Annotated in this window: 17 protein-coding genes; 9 read left to right on the top strand and 8 right to left on the bottom strand. The window is 58.3% G+C overall.

Annotated features, from left to right (window positions below):
- Positions 1 to 77 precede the first annotated feature (77 nt).
- The 5 genes from AC04SH_RS01410 to AC04SH_RS01390 all read left to right on the top strand — a co-directional run bounded on the left by AC04SH_RS01410 (position 78) and on the right by AC04SH_RS01390 (position 6,006).
- On the top strand, positions 78 to 734 hold the full coding sequence (locus tag AC04SH_RS01410; protein ID WP_488573891.1) for a response regulator transcription factor: 657 nt from the start codon (positions 78 to 80) through the stop codon (positions 732 to 734).
- Positions 735 to 810: 76 nt separating this feature from the next.
- Positions 811 to 1,179, top strand: coding sequence for a response regulator transcription factor (locus tag AC04SH_RS01405; RefSeq protein ID WP_488573661.1), 369 nt, complete (start codon positions 811 to 813; stop codon positions 1,177 to 1,179).
- Positions 1,180 to 1,307: 128 nt separating this feature from the next.
- Positions 1,308 to 2,954 carry an MASE4 domain-containing protein gene (locus AC04SH_RS01400; protein WP_488573660.1) on the top strand — a complete coding sequence of 549 codons (1,647 nt, stop codon included), beginning with the start codon at positions 1,308 to 1,310 and terminating at the stop codon, positions 2,952 to 2,954.
- Positions 2,955 to 3,677: 723 nt separating this feature from the next.
- Positions 3,678 to 4,964, top strand: coding sequence for an epoxide hydrolase family protein (locus AC04SH_RS01395; RefSeq protein ID WP_488573659.1), 1,287 nt, complete (start codon positions 3,678 to 3,680; stop codon positions 4,962 to 4,964).
- A complete protein-coding gene (locus AC04SH_RS01390) occupies positions 4,924 to 6,006 on the top strand; it encodes an NmrA family NAD(P)-binding protein (protein WP_488573658.1) in 1,083 nt (360 codons plus the stop codon). Before AC04SH_RS01395 ends, AC04SH_RS01390 begins: the two co-directional genes overlap by 41 nt.
- A gap of 248 nt (positions 6,007 to 6,254) precedes the next feature.
- On the opposite strand, the gene AC04SH_RS01385 is transcribed toward AC04SH_RS01390, so the two are convergent.
- The 3 genes from AC04SH_RS01385 to AC04SH_RS01375 all read right to left on the bottom strand — a co-directional run bounded on the left by AC04SH_RS01385 (position 6,255) and on the right by AC04SH_RS01375 (position 9,743).
- Positions 6,255 to 7,277: an MBL fold metallo-hydrolase gene (locus AC04SH_RS01385; protein ID WP_488573657.1), complete on the bottom strand. Its 1,023-nt coding sequence runs from the start codon at positions 7,275 to 7,277 to the stop codon at positions 6,255 to 6,257.
- Positions 7,278 to 7,702: 425 nt separating this feature from the next.
- Positions 7,703 to 8,329: a VOC family protein gene (locus AC04SH_RS01380; RefSeq protein WP_488573656.1), complete on the bottom strand. Its 627-nt coding sequence runs from the start codon at positions 8,327 to 8,329 to the stop codon at positions 7,703 to 7,705.
- 109 nt (positions 8,330 to 8,438) lie between these two features.
- Entirely contained in the window at positions 8,439 to 9,743 is a 1,305-nt protein-coding gene (locus AC04SH_RS01375; RefSeq protein ID WP_488573655.1) for an epoxide hydrolase family protein, read from the bottom strand.
- 143 nt (positions 9,744 to 9,886) lie between these two features.
- On the opposite strand from AC04SH_RS01375, the gene AC04SH_RS01370 reads away from it, so the two are divergent.
- Together AC04SH_RS01370 and AC04SH_RS01365 are read left to right on the top strand one after the other, a co-directional pair.
- Positions 9,887 to 10,291 carry a hypothetical protein gene (locus tag AC04SH_RS01370; RefSeq protein WP_488573654.1) on the top strand — a complete coding sequence of 135 codons (405 nt, stop codon included), beginning with the start codon at positions 9,887 to 9,889 and terminating at the stop codon, positions 10,289 to 10,291.
- Between the two features lie 67 nt (positions 10,292 to 10,358).
- Positions 10,359 to 11,333 (top strand): helix-turn-helix domain-containing protein, encoded by a 975-nt coding sequence (locus AC04SH_RS01365; RefSeq protein ID WP_488573653.1) that lies wholly within the window; start codon positions 10,359 to 10,361, stop codon positions 11,331 to 11,333.
- A 450-nt stretch (positions 11,334 to 11,783) separates the two neighbouring features.
- Here the strand turns inward: AC04SH_RS01365 and AC04SH_RS01360 are convergent, their stop codons facing one another.
- Both AC04SH_RS01360 and AC04SH_RS01355 read right to left on the bottom strand, forming a co-directional pair.
- Positions 11,784 to 12,866, bottom strand: a complete 1,083-nt coding sequence (locus tag AC04SH_RS01360; RefSeq protein WP_488573652.1) for a hypothetical protein — start codon at positions 12,864 to 12,866, stop codon at positions 11,784 to 11,786.
- A gap of 31 nt (positions 12,867 to 12,897) precedes the next feature.
- The gene (locus AC04SH_RS01355) at positions 12,898 to 13,485 is read right to left on the bottom strand and encodes a hypothetical protein (protein ID WP_488573651.1); all 588 of its coding nucleotides are present in this window, start codon (positions 13,483 to 13,485) and stop codon (positions 12,898 to 12,900) included.
- A gap of 742 nt (positions 13,486 to 14,227) precedes the next feature.
- On the opposite strand from AC04SH_RS01355, the gene AC04SH_RS01350 reads away from it, so the two are divergent.
- Complete coding sequence (locus tag AC04SH_RS01350; RefSeq protein WP_488573650.1) at positions 14,228 to 15,379, top strand: Hint domain-containing protein; 1,152 nt, start codon at positions 14,228 to 14,230, stop codon at positions 15,377 to 15,379.
- 204 nt (positions 15,380 to 15,583) lie between these two features.
- Here AC04SH_RS01350 and AC04SH_RS01345 read toward each other — a convergent pair whose 3' ends face one another.
- A complete protein-coding gene (locus AC04SH_RS01345; RefSeq protein WP_488573890.1) occupies positions 15,584 to 16,237 on the bottom strand; it encodes an ATP-dependent DNA ligase in 654 nt (217 codons plus the stop codon).
- 1,146 nt (positions 16,238 to 17,383) lie between these two features.
- Here AC04SH_RS01345 and AC04SH_RS01340 point away from each other — a divergent pair.
- Positions 17,384 to 18,526 carry a hypothetical protein gene (locus AC04SH_RS01340; protein ID WP_488573649.1) on the top strand — a complete coding sequence of 381 codons (1,143 nt, stop codon included), beginning with the start codon at positions 17,384 to 17,386 and terminating at the stop codon, positions 18,524 to 18,526.
- A gap of 3 nt (positions 18,527 to 18,529) precedes the next feature.
- Here the strand turns inward: AC04SH_RS01340 and dprA are convergent, their stop codons facing one another.
- A complete protein-coding gene (dprA, locus tag AC04SH_RS01335) occupies positions 18,530 to 19,666 on the bottom strand; it encodes a DNA-processing protein DprA (RefSeq protein ID WP_488573648.1) in 1,137 nt (378 codons plus the stop codon).
- Positions 19,663 to 20,268 carry a glycerol-3-phosphate 1-O-acyltransferase PlsY gene (plsY, locus tag AC04SH_RS01330; protein WP_477232634.1) on the bottom strand — a complete coding sequence of 202 codons (606 nt, stop codon included), beginning with the start codon at positions 20,266 to 20,268 and terminating at the stop codon, positions 19,663 to 19,665. Before plsY ends, dprA begins: the two co-directional genes overlap by 4 nt.
- Between the last annotated feature and the right edge of the window lie 33 nt (positions 20,269 to 20,301).

Genomic DNA, 20,301 nt, shown 5'->3' with positions numbered 1-20,301 from the left:
GCTTGGTCGAAGATGAACGCTCCATCACACTTTCGTATGATGCACGCCCAGAAGTTTCTGGCATACTGTCCATAGAAATGCCGCTGTCCTCGGAACCAGGTTCGATCGTTCACGTGGTCGACGATGACCCGTCGATGCGAGAAGTGTTGCCAGACTTGTTCCTTTCGATAGGGCTCGAAACGCGGACATATTCAGCCGCACAGGATTTCCTCGCCGCTGCCATTCCGGATTGTCCGGGCTGCCTTATCGTCGATATTCGCTTGCCTGACATGAACGGGCTGGATTTTCAGGCTCAACTGTCAAAGCAGGGTGTTCGGTTGCCGGTCGTGATGATGACCGGATTTGGTGACATTCCCATGTCAGTTCGCGCGATGAAGCACGGGGCAGTGGACTTTCTCCCAAAGCCCTTCAAAGATCAGGACATGCTCGATGCCGTGTTGGCAGCCATTGAACGCGACCGGCAGCGCCGCGCGATCGATGGCCAAGTTTCGAAAATGCGGGAGCGGTTTGAAACACTGACGGCACGGGAGCAGCAGGTAATGCTGCTGGTGACCGAGGGAAAGATGAACAAGCAGGTGGCTGGCGAGCTCGGTATCAGCGAGATCACAGCGAAAATTCATCGCGGCGCAGCCATGCGCAAGATGGGAGCAAGGACCTTGGCGGACCTGGTCCGCATGGCGGACATGATCAGCCCCACGCCGCGGCCGCAAGTGCCGGCTAACACTCCCGTATAGGTTCCTATTAGGGGACGTCGCGTGCCAGAATAGAGGTCCAACTATTTGCCTTGGTCAAATCCGAGGAAAGGACGATGTGTCGAGAGAGTTGCTAATCGCGGTAGTCGATGATGATGATTCATTCCGTATGGCTCTCGTCGATAGCCTTGGTGCGCTCGGATATGGTGCACGAGGATTTGCATCTGCGGAGGACTTCATAGCCTGGGAAGCTGGCGAGTCTTGGAGATGCGTCGTAACTGACATTCACATGCCTGGGATGAGCGGACTTGATCTTGCCCGGCTGCTTAAGGGGCGCCCGCGCGGCGTGCCTGTCGTTATGGTCACCGCACGTGCAAACCCGGGCATTGATGATCAGGCGGCAGAACTCGGCGTAATCTGTCTGCTTCGAAAGCCTTTTAGAACAGAAGAGTTGATCGACTGTGTCGAAAAAGCTCTCAAAATCTGAGGAGTCTGAGGGGCAGGAAGCTCGCAAAAAGAATGGCCTGATCGCATACAGATTCCCTTGTCAACCATCGATCCCTCGCGCATTCTCGATGAAGTCGACCTTTTGCATTGGTACGGACCCTGACTCCAATGGCAGAAAGCGGGGAACCGGTGTTTGCACTGGCCTCGCGCGCCGAGCCCGAGGTCCTGGCAAATATTCCGCCGACGCAAGTTCAGCGCCGCACGGCGCGCGCTTTTCTGCTGGCCCTGCTCTTATTCCTCCTCGTAACTTGGCCGTTTGCGGCCACCAAGCTGCCGGAAATCAACTCGTTTGTGCCGACTCTCGCTGCCGCGCTTTTTGTCAGCGACTGCGTCACTGCAGCTCTTCTGTTTGCCCAGTTCTCCATTTTACGGCAATGGGCACTCTTGGCGATTGCGAGCGGCTACCTGTTCAACGCCCTGATCGTGGTTGCACATGCACTGACGTTTCCGGGAGCGTTCACGCCGACCGGCATCCTGGGCTCGGGATTGCAATCGGCCGTCTGGCTCTACTGGTCTTGGCATTCAGGGCTGCCCCTCGCCATCATCGCCTATGCCTTGCTTAAAGACACCAATCGCACGGCAGATGTCCGCTTCACCGGATATGCCATCAGCCTCAGCATCGCGGGCGTTCTTGCCCTCGTCCTTGGACTGTTCTGGTTTGTTACGCAGCATGAAGATCTGCTGCCTATAACCTTTGTAGACGTGCATCCTCTCAGTCTATTCCGTCGCGTGATCGGTGGCGTGGTGGTCTTGTCGCTAGGCGGCATTGCTCTTTGGTTGCTGTGGCACCGCCAGCATTCCCTGCTCGATCAGTGGCTTGTTGTCGCCTTGTGCGCGCTCCTGCTCGAGGTGGCTCTGGCGTCCGTGTTGAGTGCCGGCCGCTTCAATCTTGCGTGGTATGCCGGCCGTTTTTATCAGCTCGTGACTGCCACCGTTGTGATGGTGGTATTGCTTGCAGAGATGACACGGCTGTATGCGGGCCTCGCTCGTTCGAACGCGATGCTACAACAAGAGCGTAAGAGTCTACAGCGCGCGATTGATGCGCAGCGTCGCGAGCGCGACGCTCGACTGATAACGGGCGATGCTGTTGCCGCCACGATTGCACACGAGGTCAATCAGCCCCTTGCTGCTATGATAACGAGGTCCGAAACTGGCTTACGCTGGCTCGATCGCGCGGTTCCCGAACTAGACAAGGCGAGAACGGAGTTCATGAAGATCGCCGCTGCCGGGCATCGCGCTGCTGCGGTTATCGAGAGCATTCGCGCGAATTTCCGGAAGGATGAACGCGTCAGAACTTCGTTCGACGTCGACAACCTCATTGAAGAAGTGATCGCATTGCTTAACGACGATCTGAAAAGCCACCGGATATTGGTCAAAGTTAAACGGATCGATCGGCCGCTGCGGGTGACGGGAGATCGAATTCAGGTGCAGCAGGTGCTTCTCAATCTGGTCACGAATGCGATTGAGGCCATGAATACCGTGGAGGGTCCACGGGATCTCGCCGTCAGTTCCACTCTTCGCGACGATGGTGGCGTCATGATTTCGGTAGCTGACACAGGCATGGGTATCGACTCGCAGGACTTACAGAGGGTGTTCGATCCCCTTTTCACCACCAAATCTCGAGGGATGGGAATGGGCCTATCGATCTGCCGTTCAATCATCGAAGCGCATGACGGATTGCTATGGGTATTGCCTAACGCACCACGGGGCTCAATATTTCAGTTCGTTCTAGCATCATCCGTCGGCACCGAGTGAGACTTTACGTGTCGAGGGTACGCGTCATTTGATGATCAGTTGGGATCTTAGCGGATTGAAGTGAATAGAAATGGAGCGGGCTGATTCACAAGGTCGATCTGCCGGCCAGGATCGCAGCCCTTATGTCAGCCGGCGACGCATCAAAACGGGAGAGGTCAATCTCCATTGCCCTCCGTTCGCATGTGCCGGCGTTGGGCAATTTTTGCGATACCGCAATGCGATCGACCGTTGTCTGGCTCGCCGCTAATACAGGCGCGCGGGTGCGGATATCGTTGGCCACTTTGCGACGAGATGCTGGGGTACCTTGTTGCTGGGCAGCCCGACGAGGTAGTCGGTCGCATTGTCCTCGCACCGGCCCCAGCCATGTTGGCGATCGCCGCGGATCTAATACGGGTGGAGGCCAGCAGGGCGGACACGGCGCGCGAGGAGGTGCCAAAGGCAGCGCGTCTCGTTGCCCGTCGGCGTCTCACCGGGTACAGGATCATAGCGAGACGGGCGGGCGGGTGGCGTCATAGATATTCTCGGACAAGCCGCGAGACGATGGAGCCCAGACCTTCTCGCGCGCGGGTAGGTGTGCATAGACTCGCGCGGCGGGCCGGTCTGACTGCTCACTGCCTGGCCTATCCGAAAGTATTGCCGATACCATAGTGGGATAGACTTGCGTCCCCTCGATAGTCGATCTGTGTCGCACTCGAACTGATCGAGCAGACAGAGGAGGATTTCATGTCAACATTACCGCTCTCGTCCACCCGACGTGAACTTCTTGCCACCGCAGCCGCGGTCGGGGCCGTTAGCCTTCTTCCTGACCCGCTGAACGCGGCAGCGGGCGGCGACTCGGTCCGGCCCTTCACGTTCAATGCTTCGGATGAAGAGCTCGTCGAGCTTCGCCGCCGCATCGCGGCGACCCGCTGGCCCGACCGGGAAACAGTCGCGGACGATTCGCAGGGCGTGCAACTCGGGACCATCCAGAAACTCGCGCGCTACTGGGAAACTGACTACGACTGGCGCAAGGTCGAGACGCGGCTCAATGCGTTGCCGCAATTCATTACCGAAATCGACGGGCTCGACATTCATTTCATCCACGTTCGTTCAAAACACGAGAATGCTCTGCCGCTGATCGTCACGCACGGGTGGCCCGGCTCGATCATCGAGCAACTGAAGATTGTTGATCCACTGACCAATCCCACAGCGCATGGAGCGAGCGCATCGGACGCTTTCCATCTGGTGGTGCCGTCGCTGCCCGGTTTCGGGTTTTCAGGCAAGCCAACCACGACCGGCTGGGACCCCGCCCGCATGGCACGTGCCTGGGGCGTGCTGATGAAGCGCCTCGGATATACGCGGTTTGTGGCGCAAGGCGGCGATTGGGGTGCGATGATCTCGGATGTGATGGGTACGCAAGCGCCTCCGGAATTGCTCGGAATTCACCTCAATTGGGTTTTCGCGGTTCCACCAGACATCGATAAGGCGATCCAGACCGGCAGCCCGCTTCCCTCCGATCTCTCAGCCGACGAACGACGGGCATGCGAGCAGCTGGCTTTTTTTTACAAGACAGGTGTGGGCTACGCCCTCGAGATGGCGAACCGCCCACAGACACTGTACGGACTCGGTGATTCACCGATCGGCCTTGCAGCGTTCCTGGTCGACCACGACGCGCGCAGTTATGAGCTCATCGCACGCACCTTTGACGGACAACCCAGTGGTCTTACGCGAGACGATATTCTCGACAACATAACTCTCTACTGGTTGACAAATACAGCGACGTCCTCGGCGCGTATTTATTGGGAGAACAAGTTCGCCTTTTTCGCGCCGAAAGGGGTCGATATACCCGTCGCCGTGAGCGCCTTTCCTGACGAGGTCTGTACAATCCCACGGAATTGGGCGGCGCAGGCGTATCCCAAGCTTATCTACTACAACAAGGTCGACAAAGGCGGGCATTTCGCCTCCTGGGAACAGCCAGAGGTCTTCTGCAATGAGCTTCGGGCAGCGTTCAGAACCCTCCGATCCCTCTGAAAACCGTCGGCGCGTGTGGCAATCGGAATACGGATGGCCGGCCCCCCTCATCTCCGCCGGGACTCAAGCGTTTGTGGTTCCCGGCGGCGGAACAACGGTAAACGATATGACGATGAAATCGGTACATGGGGGCTCGATCCTGGTGACCGGAGCGGCCGGGGACATCGGTGCTATCGGCCGCCACGTCACAGGAATGCTCCTCGCCAAGGGGCATAAGGTGCGAGCCTTGGTACGGCGGGAGGATGAACGAGCCGAGGGTTTGCGCCAGCTCGGGGCCGAGGTTGTTCTGGGCGATCTGACCGATCTGGCCTCGGTGCACCGTGCGGTCGAAGGGTGCTCGCGCATCTATTTCGGAATGTCGATCTCGGCGGCTTATCTCGAAGCCACTGTGAACCTCGCAGCGGTGACGCGCCACCACGGCGCCGAGGCGTTCGTGAACATGTCGCAGATGACTGTGACACAGATGAGCATCACCGAAACCACTGACAGCCCGCAGCACAAGCTGCACTGGCTCGCAGAACAGGTATTGGCCTGGTCGGAGCTATCAGTTGTCACTGTGCGGCCGACAGTTTTTCTCGAAAGCTTCTTCTTGCGCCTTGCCAAAGCAAGCGTCCGGGACAATGACGAGCTGGCGCTGCCGCTGGGCGACAGCAAGACCTCGCCCGTATCGTCTGTTGATGTGGCGCGGGCCGTCTCCGTGATCCTCGATGACCCTATCCCTCACATCGGTCAAATTTACAATTTGACCGGATTCGAGTCGGCGGATTTGCATCACTATGCGCGGATCTTCTCGGAAGTCCTCGGCCGGACGATACGTTATCGCGACATCCCGCTCTCGGTCTGGACGGATGCGCTACGGGCATCTGGAGTGCCGACGCACCTCCTGGGCCACCTTGGAGCAATGGCCGAGCTTCACGTGCAGGGGCGCTATGATCGCCAGACGGATGATCTCGTCGAACTCACCGGCAGAACGCCGACAAGCATGTACGACTTCGTGAAATTGCACGCTGACGAATTCACGCGGAGTGAAACCGCGGCTTGAGTTGCCGCGAGGTTGCACGATCGATCTGGGCGCGGTTCCTGGTGAGCGAGACTCCGCGACCCGAACCGAACCACGTCATTCGCGACATCGCGCGGCAGCGACGTATTCTTTTTGTTGATAACCTCTCCTCGCGAATTTACCGGGAATTTCCCGGCTGCAACTGCCTTCGCCGAGGCGCCAACCATTAGATTTGCCTGAGAGGGCTCGTCTTATAGGACGACCCCTCCGAGCATTCAGGTCGCAAGATTTCAGTCGATGCGAAGGCTCTGCTCCATCGCGTAACACTGGTCCCAGATGAAGACGTCATAGCCGGCGAGCCGAGACTGCCACTTGGGCGTGACGGCATTCACGCATTTCACAACGACGCGGTCGATGTAGTTGTCGTAAATTGCCCACGGGTTGGGCTTGTCCTCGGCTTCCATTTCTTCTCCCGGTTTCGTTGATTTTAGGGCAGCAGTGGCAGCCGCCTTCAGGTCATTCATAAATTCGAGCTGCGTCCGTACATCGGAATGAGTGCCCACGCGATTGACATGGCCTCCAACGAGCGTTTCGAAGGGCAATGTGTCGATGTACGCCACCTGGTCAAAGTAACCCGGGATGTCCTTGGCAAGCGCGAAGCGACGCCATGGCATCCAACCAGGGAAGATCACATCGACCACCATCAGGACCTTCTGTTCGGGGGCATAGATGAAGATGTTCCCTGGCTCGTGGGGGCTGCTGCCGGGATAGCTCAGCTCAAGAACCTGGCTACCGACCTTCAGTGTGTAGTGATCTTTGAACGTGACCGTAGGTAGAGGGCGCCTAGGATCCTTCGCCCGTTCCAGGAGTCGCAGGGTCTCTTCTTGGGCGATGATAATTGGATGACCGCCAAAGTCGTTTACGCCGCCGATATGATCTACATGCGCATGACTGTAGACGACGTGTGTGACCGGCTGACCCGTCACCTCGGAGATAGCCTGGTGGATGTGGCCCGAGTATGCCGGAGGGGCGTCGATCACAACAACGCCTGTTTCGTAGACCAGGAACATGGACTGGTACCCGTTGTCGGTGATCATATAGAGGCCACGGCCCAGCTGTTGGGTTCGGTATCCCTTCTTTGGGTCGATGGCCGCAGCTAGGTCTTCCTGGGGAATTGGAAGGTAATGGTCGACACGCGTGCCTATCGGCGCCAGCGACGGCATACTCCGGTAGGGGGCGCCAGGCTGTCCCGGCAGGGTGTCGGCGCAGGCGCCTGGGATTGGCGCTAAACCGAGTCCAACAGTGACCAACATGGAACCGGTCCTCGCCGCTGCCCTTAAAGAACCTGGACGGAAGAGAAGCATAACAACCTCCTGTTTTAAATGATGTTCGCAAGGAGGATTTGTCGACAAATTTTTATGGTTGTTTATTATCCTTAGGTATCTGAATACTATAGTATCAAAGTTTCGCCGGCGCCCAGCATCACAATTCCGCCCGACCAGCTTTAGGTCGACGCTCGGGCAACCGAAACCCACCGGTGTTTCAATCGAGCGGGGCTGGTTTCGCGCCTACGTGAGCTTTGGCGGGATCGCACACGGCCTGCGGCGCGCACGGGCAGGACACGAACCGTCGCGCATTGCTATCGCCTTATCGTGTGGCACTACCGGTTGGCCATGTTCCAAAGAGATCGAGCCGCGAGGTGAACCGTGCCAGTTTCAAAGCCTCCTAAGCATGCCCTTCACAGCGGCAGCGGTTTGCCGGCCTGCTCGGCCACCATGTATTCCGCGTACCAGGCCGGCCAATTCTGATCCCGCTGTCCACCCGCCCGCTTCTCATGTTCGCCGTGTGCGGCCTCGGCACGCCGGAGCGCGGCCGCGAGGTCATTCGATGAAGCGAAGCTGGTGTCGCCCTCAACCCGTCCGGGCAATCGCGTAGTGACCTCCTGGAACAGCCATCCATTGCCGTCTGGATCGCTGAACGATGCCCATGAAGTGTAACTGCGCCGCTCCGGGTCCGGACCGCTGACACGGCCTTCCGAGGCGTAGTGGTACACCTCGCTCACATCGACCCCGCGACCCGCAAGCTCGGCGCTCGCTGCCTCGATATCGGATACAACGAGATAGAGACCGGGAGTGACCCCTTTGCCGAAGATGATCGAGCACGGAGAGCCTGGGGGTGTAAACTGGATGACCCGAAAGTCGTCGCCTACGGTGTCGGCGTCGAGCCTCCATCCCAGACTGCCATAGAAGTGCTTGGCGCGATCAACATCCGAAACAGGGATGACCGCAACCTCGAGCTTCAAGTCGACCGCTCGCGCTGCCTTGGGCCATATCGCAGTTTCGCCGCACGTCTCATTGCCGGTCATGTCGATTTTCTCCGATTCAGGTGCCTTGTGAGTTCATGCGAGGCGGACCGGGTCCTCATTTGCCCGGTCCGCTGGGAGGTGAGCGGGGCGGCGATCCACCCCGCCCGCTTCAGATCTCCTGGCGCAGCGGACGAAACGCGGCACGCACTTCGGGGACGAAAAGCGCCGGCTGTTCCCAAGCCGCGAAATGCCCCCCTTTGGGGAGCTTGTTGTAGTAAATGAGTTTGGGGTAAGCCCGCTCAGCCCAACTGCGCGGAGTCTGAAATAGGTCGTCCGGGAAGGCGCTCACAGCAACCGGAATAGTTACGCCTTTGACATTGAAAAAGCCGAACCCTGCGCCCTCCGCGAGCCGCTCCCAATAGAGACGACCGGAGGAAACCCCGGTGTTCGTCAGCCAGGTAAGCGTGATGTTGTCGAGGACATCATCCCTCGTCAGACCTTCAACCTGCCCGTCAAATGAGCGTGCGATGAGCTGCAGGCTGCGCGCGTCGTGGTCGAGCAGATAGGCGGCCAGACCGACGGGAGAGTCGGCGAGCCCGTAAAGCGTCTGCGGGCGCAGGCCCATTTGGTAGGCGTAGCCGACGCCCTTCGTATACACGAACTTCAGGTGCTCGTAGGCCTGCTGCTCTTCTGCAGAGAGACCGGCCGGCGCCGGCGCGCCGGCCCCGGCGGCCTTGTCGATGTCGGGTGTGATCACGCCGGCCATATTGGTGTGGATGCCGAGGAGTTCCGGAGGCGCCTGTACCCCCATCGTGTCGGTGATGATCGCACCCCAGTCGCCGCCCTGGGCGGCATATCTGTTATAGCCGAGGCGCTTCATCAGGACATTCCAGGCGCGTGCGATGCGCTGCGGTCCCCACCCCGTTGTGGCGGGCCTGCCCGAGAATCCGTAGCCGGGAATTGAAGGGATCACTACATCGAATGCGTCCGATGCAGTACCGCCATGCGCGGTGGGATCGACCAGTGGATCAATGATCTTCAGCTGCTCGATGACCGAACCGGGCCATCCGTGCGTGACGATCACCGGCAAGGCGTTTTCGTGTTTCGAGCGGACGTGGATGAAGTGAATGTCTAGGCCGTCTACCTTGGTGATGAAGTTCGGATAACTGTTGAGCCGTGCTTCGACCTTGCGCCAGTCGTAGTCCGTCGCCCAGTAATCCGCGAGCTTCTTGATCGTCGCGAGCGGCACGCCCTGCGAAAAGTCGGTCACGGATTCACGGTCGGGGAAGCGAGTGGCCTTGACGCGCCGGCGAAGATCGTCGAGTTCCTCCCGCGGGATGCTGATGGTGAAGGGGCGGATGGCGTCGCCGCTCGATGCGGCGCTCACTGTTCCGGGAAGCATGCTGATGGCCCCAGCAGCAGCGGTGGCTGCAAGTATGTCACGCCTTGTTGGCGATGAGGGTTTCGTGGACATGATATCCTCCTGGTGTCCGATTAACCCGGATAGGAGGATTCAAAATCACTCTCCTCCGCTATGCAGGATGCGAATGATCACCGCATTCGCTTTCTGCATAGTCTAGCTGCTGCGTTTCGCTAACTTTACTTGCGAGGTTTGCGATGGCCCATCGGGAATTCGAGTCAAGTCTAAGCGACGCCGAATGGGAAACACTCCGAACCAGCGTGGTCCTAGTCTGTCGGGAAGGACTTCGCGCACTATTTGAGGCAGACGCAAACTGGGGTAAAATTGCGCAAGCGCTGCTGCTCCTCGGTAGGCGTGCACAGAGCACTGGGAAAGGCGACGACCTCGCTCTCTCCCTCTTGGCGGATCTGGCAGACGACGCGACTCGCAAGCTCACCGTTGCTCGAGCGAGGAAGATGGTCGCCCAGTTGCCGGAGAGCAAGTTACGCAGGAAGACGGAGGAGGCGGCGGAGATCGTGGATCGGAAATGCCCCGAGCAGTCCTTTCGCTTTAGGGCGACACTCGCTCTGGTCTCGATGTTCGCAAGCGGTGAATTGCGCTGACGGAGACGTCTCTGCCTGACCGCAGCCAACTTTGGGGAGTTCATGCTTTTCACGGTGGAGCGTGGCCATGGAATTCCTATCAAAGCATCGCATCTTTGCGAGCGGTGACCTCGACGAGGGCGCTCAATTTGCCGGCCAGGTTTGGGAGCGAAATCGGAGCATCAAGACCGACGACCTCCAATATGCCATTCGATGGAACCAGCTCGACATGGAGAACATTGGTTTCTCCTATATCGAGCATGACTGTGCAGTAGATCTCACCGCGCAAGGTCCGCTCTCCGATCACTTCCGAGTTTTCTTTCACGAGGACGGGTCAATCGGACATTCGGTGAACGGTAAGAAATTTGACTCCCATGGCGGAAACGCCGTCATGCACGCGCCTGGCACCGATCTGCATCTCGACATCAACCCGTTCAAACTTCTTCTCTTGACCGTCGACGCCAGTATCATCAGGACGGCTATGCGTCAGCGATTTCGCAAGCTGCAGCCATTTTCAGAATGGGTTGGCTCCTTACCAGAGGGCGCCCGACTCGACACCCTGCGTTCCACGGCAAAATGGATGGCCTGCGAAGTCGAACGGACCGGTTCGCCTCTCGGAGAGGCCCGCAAGCCGCGGTTACATGCTCAACGTCTGCTCGTTAGTCTCATAGTTGAATGTCTTTCCGAGGCTTCGCCGACAGACTCCGAGCCAGTACAAGACATCAGTCACGCGCAAGTCCATCTTGCCGAGGAATGGATCGATGCCCATTTGGCGGACGTAATTGGGATTGACGAGGTCGCAACCGCCATCGGCGTTGGCATCCGTTCGCTGCAACTAAGCTTCAAGCGCGTCCATGGTTGCTCGCCACACGAGTTTGTCATCGAACGGCGACTTGAGGCGGCGCGGCAGAAGCTCTTAGCCGCGACACCGGAGGCGACTGTCACCGCGATAGCAACAGATCTCGGCTTCTTCGAACTGGGGCGCTTTGCTGAGCGCTACCGTCAGCATTTCGCCGAAACACCCTCAGCGACGCTCGCGAGACGTCGCGCAGATACTAGATGATGTTGCAAAGCAGGAAGGATTTCCGCTGTCCGGTAAGGGTCACATCTCGACGGCCCCAGGAGGCTCAAGGTCTGCTTCTCAAAAGTTCGAGCCTCCGAAGCCGACCGACCGCTTACGGCCCAAAACCTGCCGCTTGAGGAGATGCTGTTCTGTCTACAAGATTCAATTGTCTGCTGTCGGGGAGATGGACAAGCCACCGCGGATTTGACCCGGAACTCGGAACGCTATTCAGCCCGGTTTATCGCGCGGAATTAGCCACGCCCGGTCTAGACAGGTAGACTATTGCGCGGATCGGCTACGAGCGCTTCATCACCTTCGTGAGCAGAATCGGCTTCTGCTCAGCGGCGCTCGTTACTTTCATCCAATCACTGACACTTCATCTGGCTGACACGTTTTGATTTGGCGTGTGCCTAGATAGGCGCCGGATCGGCAGACATCGTATATCAATTACTACAGGGCATCAGGCGAAGGCTTCGCCTCCACCAAGTCTCCGATCAGAGCCGTCAACCCAAAGAATATTTCGTTTTTCTCGGTGAGGGTTCTGGGTGTGTTTCCGTAGGTGTACCGTAACTGCAGGAACGATGATTTGCTATCATTTAGTGCATATTTAATGGCAACCTGCGCGAAATCCACGGAATTATGACCAGTGTCGAGGAGGTTGTACATTAAAATGTACTTTGCGTTCATGCTTAAGCGCTCTAGCGGAGTGTCTTCGCTGAAGAATAGAGAGATGTCAGCTTTTATTCCTCCCCAGAGATAGTCGGCGCCCGGCTCGAGATTAGTGAACTCGCCATTGTCCTCGACATGTGCATAGTCGAGGTTGAGTGTGGGTCGGAAATACAACCATGTACTCCGGCCGTTATCGAGAGAAACTGTCTTGCCGATCGGCAACGTCGTTGAAAGGGGCATCCACTTCGCTTCAAGACCTAACACGCTCGCTGATCCGTCGAAGTCTGTCGTGTAGACCCCATCCATTTTCCAATACTGATAATCCAACGGGCCGCCTTGCTGGGTCTCCAACTCCGTGCCGAAACGCGCAGCTAGTGAGCCAGACTTTTCGCCATCGACCCAGGCGGTGTCGAACTCTACGCCACCCAAAAACCCAAGTCTCGTTGGACGCCAGACGTCTGAGGGACCGTCATATCTCCGATTGAGTTCACCAACGGCTCCAAACATAAGAGCCCCCGTTGCTGAAAACGTGTCGGTGTTGGTCTTAAAATTGTTCGTATATGAAAAGGCGGCCCCAGCGTCCGAGATCTCTTCGTTGCTGTCTAGGAAGGCTCCAGTGGCATATGCGTCCCGCAACAGGATGCCTGAGCGCCATTGGTTGTTCTCGTCTGGAAGGTCCTGCTTCTTGAATTGAACCGTTTCAACAGCGCGATCTTGGATGGCCTGAATCTGCTGCATCATCGCCTGCCGCTCTTTGGCATCAAGGCCGTTCTTGTCGACATCATAATACGGCTCAAGAGCGTCCTCGAGACGCTTGTCCGCCAGAACTGGGGACGACATCGTCACCAACAAAACGGCGACCATAGTGATTGTTCGTGTCATGGCTGCACCGGACTTACAGATGATTGAACGTGATCTGGCCAAGATCACGGACGGTGACAGCGGCCTCTGTCTCCGAGGGATGTATCTGAGGAGATAAACGATGATTAAGTTGATATTCGAAGTACGAATTAATCGAATTGCTGATTGCGCGCTTTTCAAATCTATCAAAGAACCATTTGGCTTTCAGGTCGTCCGTCGGCTTTATCAGCGAGGGGTCGATACTCTTAAACTTAGCAATGACGATACAAACGTGCGCCATGACGGCTGACGAACTAAAGCGAGCAGAATCTATTTTAAGCCGCTGCCGTGACGACGTTGCGATAGATTTCTGTGGCTGTAGTGAAGATGCAACGGCTTTATTGAGGTCTGCCAAGGTCTTAGCACGGCGACATTGCTCGCTCAGAACCTTGAGATCCAGGCTGCGCCCCGATTCCGTTGCTGAGACTACAAGGCGTGCGGGGACTACTTTTCTCAAAGCGCCTTTGATGCCCAGCGCCACTAGACTGTCGTCATCATCAGAGTCTGTAATCGAAATTGACGTTAGTGCAACCGCAGCGTCAAGAACAATTCCACGAGCAATCTTTACATTTGACGTTGTCAAAGCCATCTCCCATCTGACGTATCGAAAACAGGCAATCACTCATCGTTATTATATCATAAACTTAAGAAACAGAAGATGAGAACTAATGCGCGGTTCCTCATGGCTTCAACCCGTGGCATAAATGCATCAGTATCTTTCTCCGATCATGCTTAAGCTTCCCGGATCAAGAGCCGCCCCGTTTTCAGGATCTGCTAAAATGCGATCGAGGCGAGTATTGGACTAGGTCGCCTGTGCGCCAAATCCGTGCGAGTTCCAAACTCTGTGCTACAGCTTAAAACGCATAGAGCCAGCTCCGATAACGGGAGCGGTCTGCGTTTCTCTTGGCGTGCGCTTGAGCTATCACTCGCGATTGCGCGTTCCCGTGCCGACATGATGACTGATGTCATACACACTACTTCGGCTCCCCGTTCACTCGTAAAGTGATCCGCTCGCTTCATCATAACCCACCCAAACGTGGCGATGTCCACCGCGAGCCGTTTCGTCGCTTCGCCGAGGAAGGCGTCCAACAAGGGCTGCAAGCAGGGGGCCGTAGTGGGGAGAGGAACCAAATGCCCCCCCTATGTCTCATCGTCCACCGACATGTTCGTGTTCGAACTTTCTGACGGCCTGCTCATCCGCTGCTGGGCCAATTGCAATCGCGCGCCTCGACCGCCTGTTGGCTCGGAGGCATCAATGTCTTCTCGGTGTCGATCTTACATGATAGCATTGAAGTTAATGGAAGTCTGTTTCGGAGAGGTGGGTTATGGCCCAAAGGACGATTCTGATCTCGCCTGATTTCCCGACACCGGTTATTACAGTACAGATTTATCAAAGTGGCAATAAGTTCACACGAAAAGTTACGGTTGACTCGCCTCTAACACTGTCAGGAAATGTTGGCGATCTGTTCTATATTGCCTGGAAACCGGGTTTTAATAGAACATTCGGCGACAGAGAAGTATTTGACCATGGAAAGGTGTTTGGATTCGGCGATGACGACCAAGACCAGGTGCTGATCTTTTCCAAAGATGATGTTCCAGTACCTCAGGTTCCCGGCGGCGGTCATTGTTTCGCCGCGGGAACAATGATCGCGATGAGCGACGGCTCCCGAAAGCCGATCGAAAAAATAAACGTCAATGATCGCGTTCTTGGCGTCCATTCGATTGACGACGCAAATCCGTCGCCAGTTCGTGTCGTCGGAGTCTCGGTTGGCATAGAGAGCACGGTTGAGCTAACAACTTCGTCCGGCGAGACCATCTGCTGCTCCGCCTCGCAGCCAATTGGAACATCAGCAGGACCAGTGCAAGCGTTGTACCTACTGACCCCCACCGTGCTGCGCACGTCCAACATAGAGGAGCAACTGACAGCGCTCGATGTCCGGCAGACCGATCGCTCTGACGAGGTTTACAGCCTGTTTCTTGAGAATGGCGCCAGCTTCTTCGTAGGTGGCCTCAAGCCGCTCTTAGGAAACTGCAAGCCGGGGCCAGGTGAGCCAGATTGCCTAGCCTCCGGGACCCCGATTGTGATGGCAGACGGCACATCCAAAGGCATCGAAGATATTCAAATTGGAGATTCGGTGTCTGGGGTCGATGGAATCAGGTCGAGAGGCATTCGTCCTGCCCGCGTACGCGGCAGGCGATCAAAGTGCGTGCCGTTTGTCCTCAGCCTGACAACATCAGGAGGGCAGCGCTTGCTTTGCTCAACAACGCAACCTCTTTTGACGATTGCCGGTCCCGTTCGCGCAATAGACCTTAGCTCGAATGCCAAACTTCTCCAGATTAACGATGTCAGCTCTTTTGTCTCTGAACGGCAGTTTGTGTTTGAGAGCCGCGACGTGCACACCCTCGATCTGGATACCGGGGTGGGATTTCTTGCGGGCGATGCCCGTAGCTCGAGCATTATCTGGCAGAAGCCATAGCAGGACCCTGAGTGTTCGCTTGCCGTCGAACAGCCTTCGCGTTAGAGTGTCCGACGGCTCCATTCCGAGAGGCAGGAAGCGTACAAGCCGCCACTTATAACGGCTCTCGATCCATCAGCAACCGCGGGAGAAGCCGCCTGGCTGAGGCCTGGATAGCAAGATGCCCCACCGGAATCAGCCGGTGGGGCTCTTAGAACAGCCCATTTAGGGACTAGCTGAAAGGGCTGTTCGGCGGTGTGACCAGGGAAGATCACATGTGCAATTTGGCGCCTTCCTTTGCCCGGCACATCGGCCGAACAGATGAGGACGGTCCCTGCGTAAGAACGGCGTTCGTACCTGGGGCGAGGCGTGCCGCAAGTCTGCCTCGCCGCGCAGATGCTTCACGCGGCCGATCAGCCCCGGCTTCACCCATTGCGTCGCCGGTCGCTTCATGCCCTTGGGCGCCGGGCCAGCGTGCTCCTGAACGCGCTTCCAGCGTCGATCGCGGATCTCCCGGCTCGAGTTGATGAAGGCAGAACCGATATAGCGCCCGGTGCCGCGCTCGACCATGAGGGCAAAGGCCGGTTGGCCGGGCTCGCGCTCGACGCCGAGCAGGTCGTATTCGCCGATGGTGTAACACTTCGCTTTCAACCAATTGCTCGATTGCCCGCTCCGGTAAACGCTGTCCCTGAGCTTCGATACCATTCCTTTAAGCCCGGCCTGGTCAACAAGATGGAAGATTGCCGCGGCATCGCCTGGTAGGGATTGGCTGAATTGGATGCGGCGCCCTTCTGGGATCATCGCTGCCAGTATCTCGCGCCGGTCCTCCAGCGGCATGTCCGGCAAATCGTGGCCGTTGAGGTGGCCATAGGGTCCCAGAAAGTAGAAATGGCCGGTGCGGGGGGTTGCTTGGGCAAGCGAGGCGCACCGGCCATTGCGGGCTTGGATTTCGGGGTCCCCCGCACTGCCTAAGTTATAGGCAGATTAGAATTTACTCAATTACGACTGAAGTCCGTGGGACTTGGCCCGCTCTAAAAGCGGTTGTGCAACGGCCTCTCCTCGAAAATGACTGAGAGATCTATCTCATCATGAAACTGGGCATGAGGGTCGAAAGCCAACCAAGACGCATGAGATCGAAGCTCTCGCAGGCGTGCGTTCTTCGCGAGTCGGGCCTGGTCTTGTTCCTCCTCAAACGGAGAAACAGAGTTCTCACGAGGGTTCATGCGCACTCCCGATTGGCGCCATACCCCAGTTCAACGATTGAGTTTTGATTTGGTTTCCTGTGGACCGCCAGAGCGCGCTGCCGTTGGCCGCAGTTCGCACCCCATGAGGCCTGTGCGACTCCTTGCAACTTGCTGTGGCCTGCAGACAGCGCTTTTGCATCTCAGCCTGCTGCTGCGCCTCACGGCCAGCGGCAGACCTCGGGCAATTACGCCCCTCCAGTCTGCATCCATTAGCGCATGCTTGTATTTCTCTTGAAGCGGGAGCATGCTTGCAGACGCGCGGAGGAGGCCGCAGGATAACGGTGGAAAGGGGTAGTTCATGGAAACAGTTTGCTCCGTCCCCGACGGGATCTGTCTTCTGTCGGTTTTCGTCAGTGTCACGATGGCGTTTATCGCTATGGCGCCATTCGCAGCCACGCGCCTGCTGGTGTTGAGGATGCGCGAGCATTCGGTCGGATACCTTCAACCCGCCTGAATGTGTCGCAGCGTCCTTCCCGTCTGCTGCGAGCCGCCTGAGCTCTGCCTTTGGCTCCCGGATCTCGTCGTCGGCATTGGCCCATGGCAGGCGAGTGATCGCCTTGCCGCTCGCGGCGTCGAAGTCGTAGTGCTTGCATTCGTTTTGGTGTTGAGGCCCTGACTTTTAATCAGCAGGTGATGGGCTCGAACCCCATCACGCTCGCCATTTCTACTCGCAAAATGACAAGACGAACTTGGTGCCTGCATCGGCCCAGAGCGCAGCTTCCAACCTTGTCGCCACACGCGCCGCTGGCTAAACTCGATCTTCCCAGGGGAGGGTTCGAACATGGCACTTCAGCTTTCGGCGGATGCCGTAACTCCTAAGGCGGCGACACCTCAGAAGCATCTCTTCGGCCCGGTCGCCGATTTCCTCATGCTGGGCGGCAGCGCTTTTCTCATCCTGCCGGTGCTGTTTCTCGTTCCGCTCGAGTATGAGGGTCCGGTAGCCGCAACGATGGTCTTCGTGGCCTATCTCGTGAACTATCCCCACTTCGCCCACTCCTACCAGCTTTTCTATCGCAATTTCGGGCGCAAGGTATCCGGCAACGGCTACGACCGGAGCCTGCAACTCCGCTACATCTTTGCGGGCATTGTCGTGCCTCTGGTCATGACCGGGTTCTTTGCCTATGGCGCGGCGGCGGCGAACACGCGGCTGCTCGGCTACGCAACCAACGCCATGTTCTTTTTCGTCGGCTGGCACTACGTCAAGCAGGGCTACGGCATGCTGATGGTGGATGCGGTGCTCAAGCGCAAATTCTTCGACGACCGCGACAAGAAGGTGCTGCTGGTCAACTCCTACGCCGTGTGGATCCTGGCGTGGCTGCAGACCAACACCGCGGTCACCCAGGGCAAATATTACGGGCTGGACTATTACACATTCGCCGCCCCTTCCTGGATTGCCGACATTGCCCTGCTGGCGGCCGTTGCGTCGACGGCGGCCACGCTTTTGATGTTGGTCAATCGCTGGCGGAAGAACGGCGGCGGTCTGCCCTATAACGGCCTGGTGGCTTATGTCGCGTCGCTCTATCTGTGGATCCTGATTGCCAGAATAAACCCGCTCTGGCTGCTGATCGTGCCTGCGCTCCACTCGCTGCAGTATCTCGCCGTGGTTTGGCGCTACCAGACCAATGTCGAGCGTGACAGCTCCGATGCCGAAAGTAATCCGCAGCCGAAGGTCCTGTCCTTTCTCGGCCCCCTCTACAGGTTTCGGCTTCTCGGCTTTATCGTCGGCGGCACCGCCCTTGGCTATCTCGGTTTCTGGCTGATCCCGTCTGCGCTGACGGCTTTGATTCCCTATGACAGGCAAGTCCTGGGATCATCGCTGTTCTTCTTCATCGTGCTGATCTTCATCAACGTGCATCATTATTTTCTGGACAATGTGATGTGGCGCCGTGGCAATCCGGAGGTGTCGCGGTATCTGTTCCGCTAGCCGTCAGGAGCCGCCGAACACCAGCGAGACATCGCCGCCGGCGTGGCGCTCGATGCGGCCGGCGAGGTCGAGTTCCAAAAGCACCATCGACACCTGCGCGGCATTGAGACCGGTGTGGCGGATGATCTCGTCCACCGCCACCGGCGTTGGTCCGAGCACTTCGAGCACGCCGCTGCGTTCGTCTTCGCCGGGTGGCGGCGTTGCGGAAAAGTCGGGCGCCTTTTCCGAGGACGCCGCCCTGGGCGGCCGCGTGCCGGCCAAGGGCGCGATCGCGCCGGAAACATCGGATGCCTCGGTCACCAGCGTGGCGCCGTCCTTGAGCAGGCCGTTCGAGCCGGCGCATCGTGGATCGAGCGGCGAACCCGGCACGGCAAAGACCAGCCGGCCCATTTCGCCGGCCAGGCGCGCGCTGATCAGCGAGCCGGAGCGTTGCGCCGCTTCGATTACCACAAGTCCGAGGGCGGCACCCGCGACGAGCCGGTTGCGGCGTGGAAAATCCTGCGCCCGCGGCTGCCAGCCGAACGGCATCTCCGAAATGACGGCGCCGCCACGTTCGGCGATATCATCGCACAAGCCGATATTTTCGGGCGGGTAGGGGACATCGAGCCCGCCGGCCAGCACCCCAATCGTGCCTGTCGAGAGACTGCCTTGGTGGGCCGCCGTGTCGATGCCGCGCGCCAGGCCGGAGACGATGGCGTAGCCGTCGCGGCCCAGATCCGCCGCCAGCATGCGCGCCATCTTGATGCCGGCGAGCGACGCGTTACGGGCGCCGACAATGGCGACCGCAGGCAGCCGGAACACGGCGGCCTCGCCCTTCATGGCGATCAGAGGCGGCGGGTTGTCCATGTTTTTCAGCATCGGCGGGTAGTCGGCCTCGCCGATGCCGACGAAGCGGGCGCCGTTCCCTCTGGCTGCTTCCAGTTCTGCTTCCGCCTCTTCGACGGAGGGAATGCGGACGATTTTTCTGGCGCCGCCCGAAATCATCAGTTCGGGCAGCATCTCCAATGCAGCCTCGGCCGAGCCGAAGCGGTTGATCAATTCGCGAAACGAGGCCGGGCCGACATTTTGGGTGCGGATCAGGCGCAGCCAGCTCAGCCGCTGCCGGTCGCTGAGGCGCGGCCCGGCGGCAGGCTTGCTCACCCCTTGGCTCCGATCTTGCCTTCAGTGCCGGCAAGCAGGCGCGAAATGTTGGCGCGGTGTTTTACAATGACGATCAGGCTCATCACCACGAACAGCCCGGCGACCTCAGGCGTGCTCAGGAAATACAGCGCAATCGGCACGATGACCGCTGCCGTCAGCGCCGCCAGCGACGAGTAGCGGAAGACGAAAGCCATCACTAGCCAGACGACGATGAAGATCAGTGCCACATGCCAGCCGAGCGCGATCAGCACGCCGAGATAGGTCGCAACGCCCTTGCCGCCCTTGAAACCAAGCCAGACGGGAAACAGATGGCCAAGGAAGGCACCAAGGCCTGCCCAGAGTCCAAGGCCGGCCCACGGTCCGAAGTCGTGCCCATAATGGCGCGCGATCATCACCGCCGCCGTGCCCTTCAGCGCGTCGAGCACCAGCGTCGCGGCGGCCAGGCCCTTGTTGCCGGTGCGCAGCACATTGGTGGCGCCGATGTTGCCGGAACCGATCTTGCGGACATCGCCGAGGCCGGCGGCGCGGGTAATCAGCAGGCCAAAGGGAATCGAGCCGAGGAGATAGCCGAACAGCAATGCCAGGATGACGTTGTAACTCATTGTTTCCCCCCGCATTTCCCTGGCAGCAAATCG

Source organism: Mesorhizobium sp. CNPSo 4688 (assembly GCF_057784295.1).
This window is presented reverse-complemented; position numbering and strand designations above follow the sequence as displayed.

Coding starts and splice junctions, on each gene's coding strand:
- AC04SH_RS01410 (WP_488573891.1), top strand. CDS start 78: ATGCCGCTGTCCTCGGAACCAGGTTCGATCGTTCACGTGGTCGACGAT.
- AC04SH_RS01370 (WP_488573654.1), top strand. CDS start 9,887: ATGGCCCATCGGGAATTCGAGTCAAGTCTAAGCGACGCCGAATGGGAA.
- AC04SH_RS01375 (WP_488573655.1), bottom strand. CDS start 9,743: ATGTCCACGAAACCCTCATCGCCAACAAGGCGTGACATACTTGCAGCC.
- AC04SH_RS01400 (WP_488573660.1), top strand. CDS start 1,308: ATGGCAGAAAGCGGGGAACCGGTGTTTGCACTGGCCTCGCGCGCCGAG.
- AC04SH_RS01385 (WP_488573657.1), bottom strand. CDS start 7,277: ATGTTGGTCACTGTTGGACTCGGTTTAGCGCCAATCCCAGGCGCCTGC.
- AC04SH_RS01380 (WP_488573656.1), bottom strand. CDS start 8,329: ATGACCGGCAATGAGACGTGCGGCGAAACTGCGATATGGCCCAAGGCA.
- AC04SH_RS01350 (WP_488573650.1), top strand. CDS start 14,228: ATGGCCCAAAGGACGATTCTGATCTCGCCTGATTTCCCGACACCGGTT.
- AC04SH_RS01395 (WP_488573659.1), top strand. CDS start 3,678: ATGTCAACATTACCGCTCTCGTCCACCCGACGTGAACTTCTTGCCACC.
- AC04SH_RS01390 (WP_488573658.1), top strand. CDS start 4,924: ATGAGCTTCGGGCAGCGTTCAGAACCCTCCGATCCCTCTGAAAACCGT.
- AC04SH_RS01340 (WP_488573649.1), top strand. CDS start 17,384: ATGGCACTTCAGCTTTCGGCGGATGCCGTAACTCCTAAGGCGGCGACA.
- AC04SH_RS01365 (WP_488573653.1), top strand. CDS start 10,359: ATGGAATTCCTATCAAAGCATCGCATCTTTGCGAGCGGTGACCTCGAC.
- AC04SH_RS01360 (WP_488573652.1), bottom strand. CDS start 12,866: ATGGTCGCCGTTTTGTTGGTGACGATGTCGTCCCCAGTTCTGGCGGAC.
- plsY (WP_477232634.1), bottom strand. CDS start 20,268: ATGAGTTACAACGTCATCCTGGCATTGCTGTTCGGCTATCTCCTCGGC.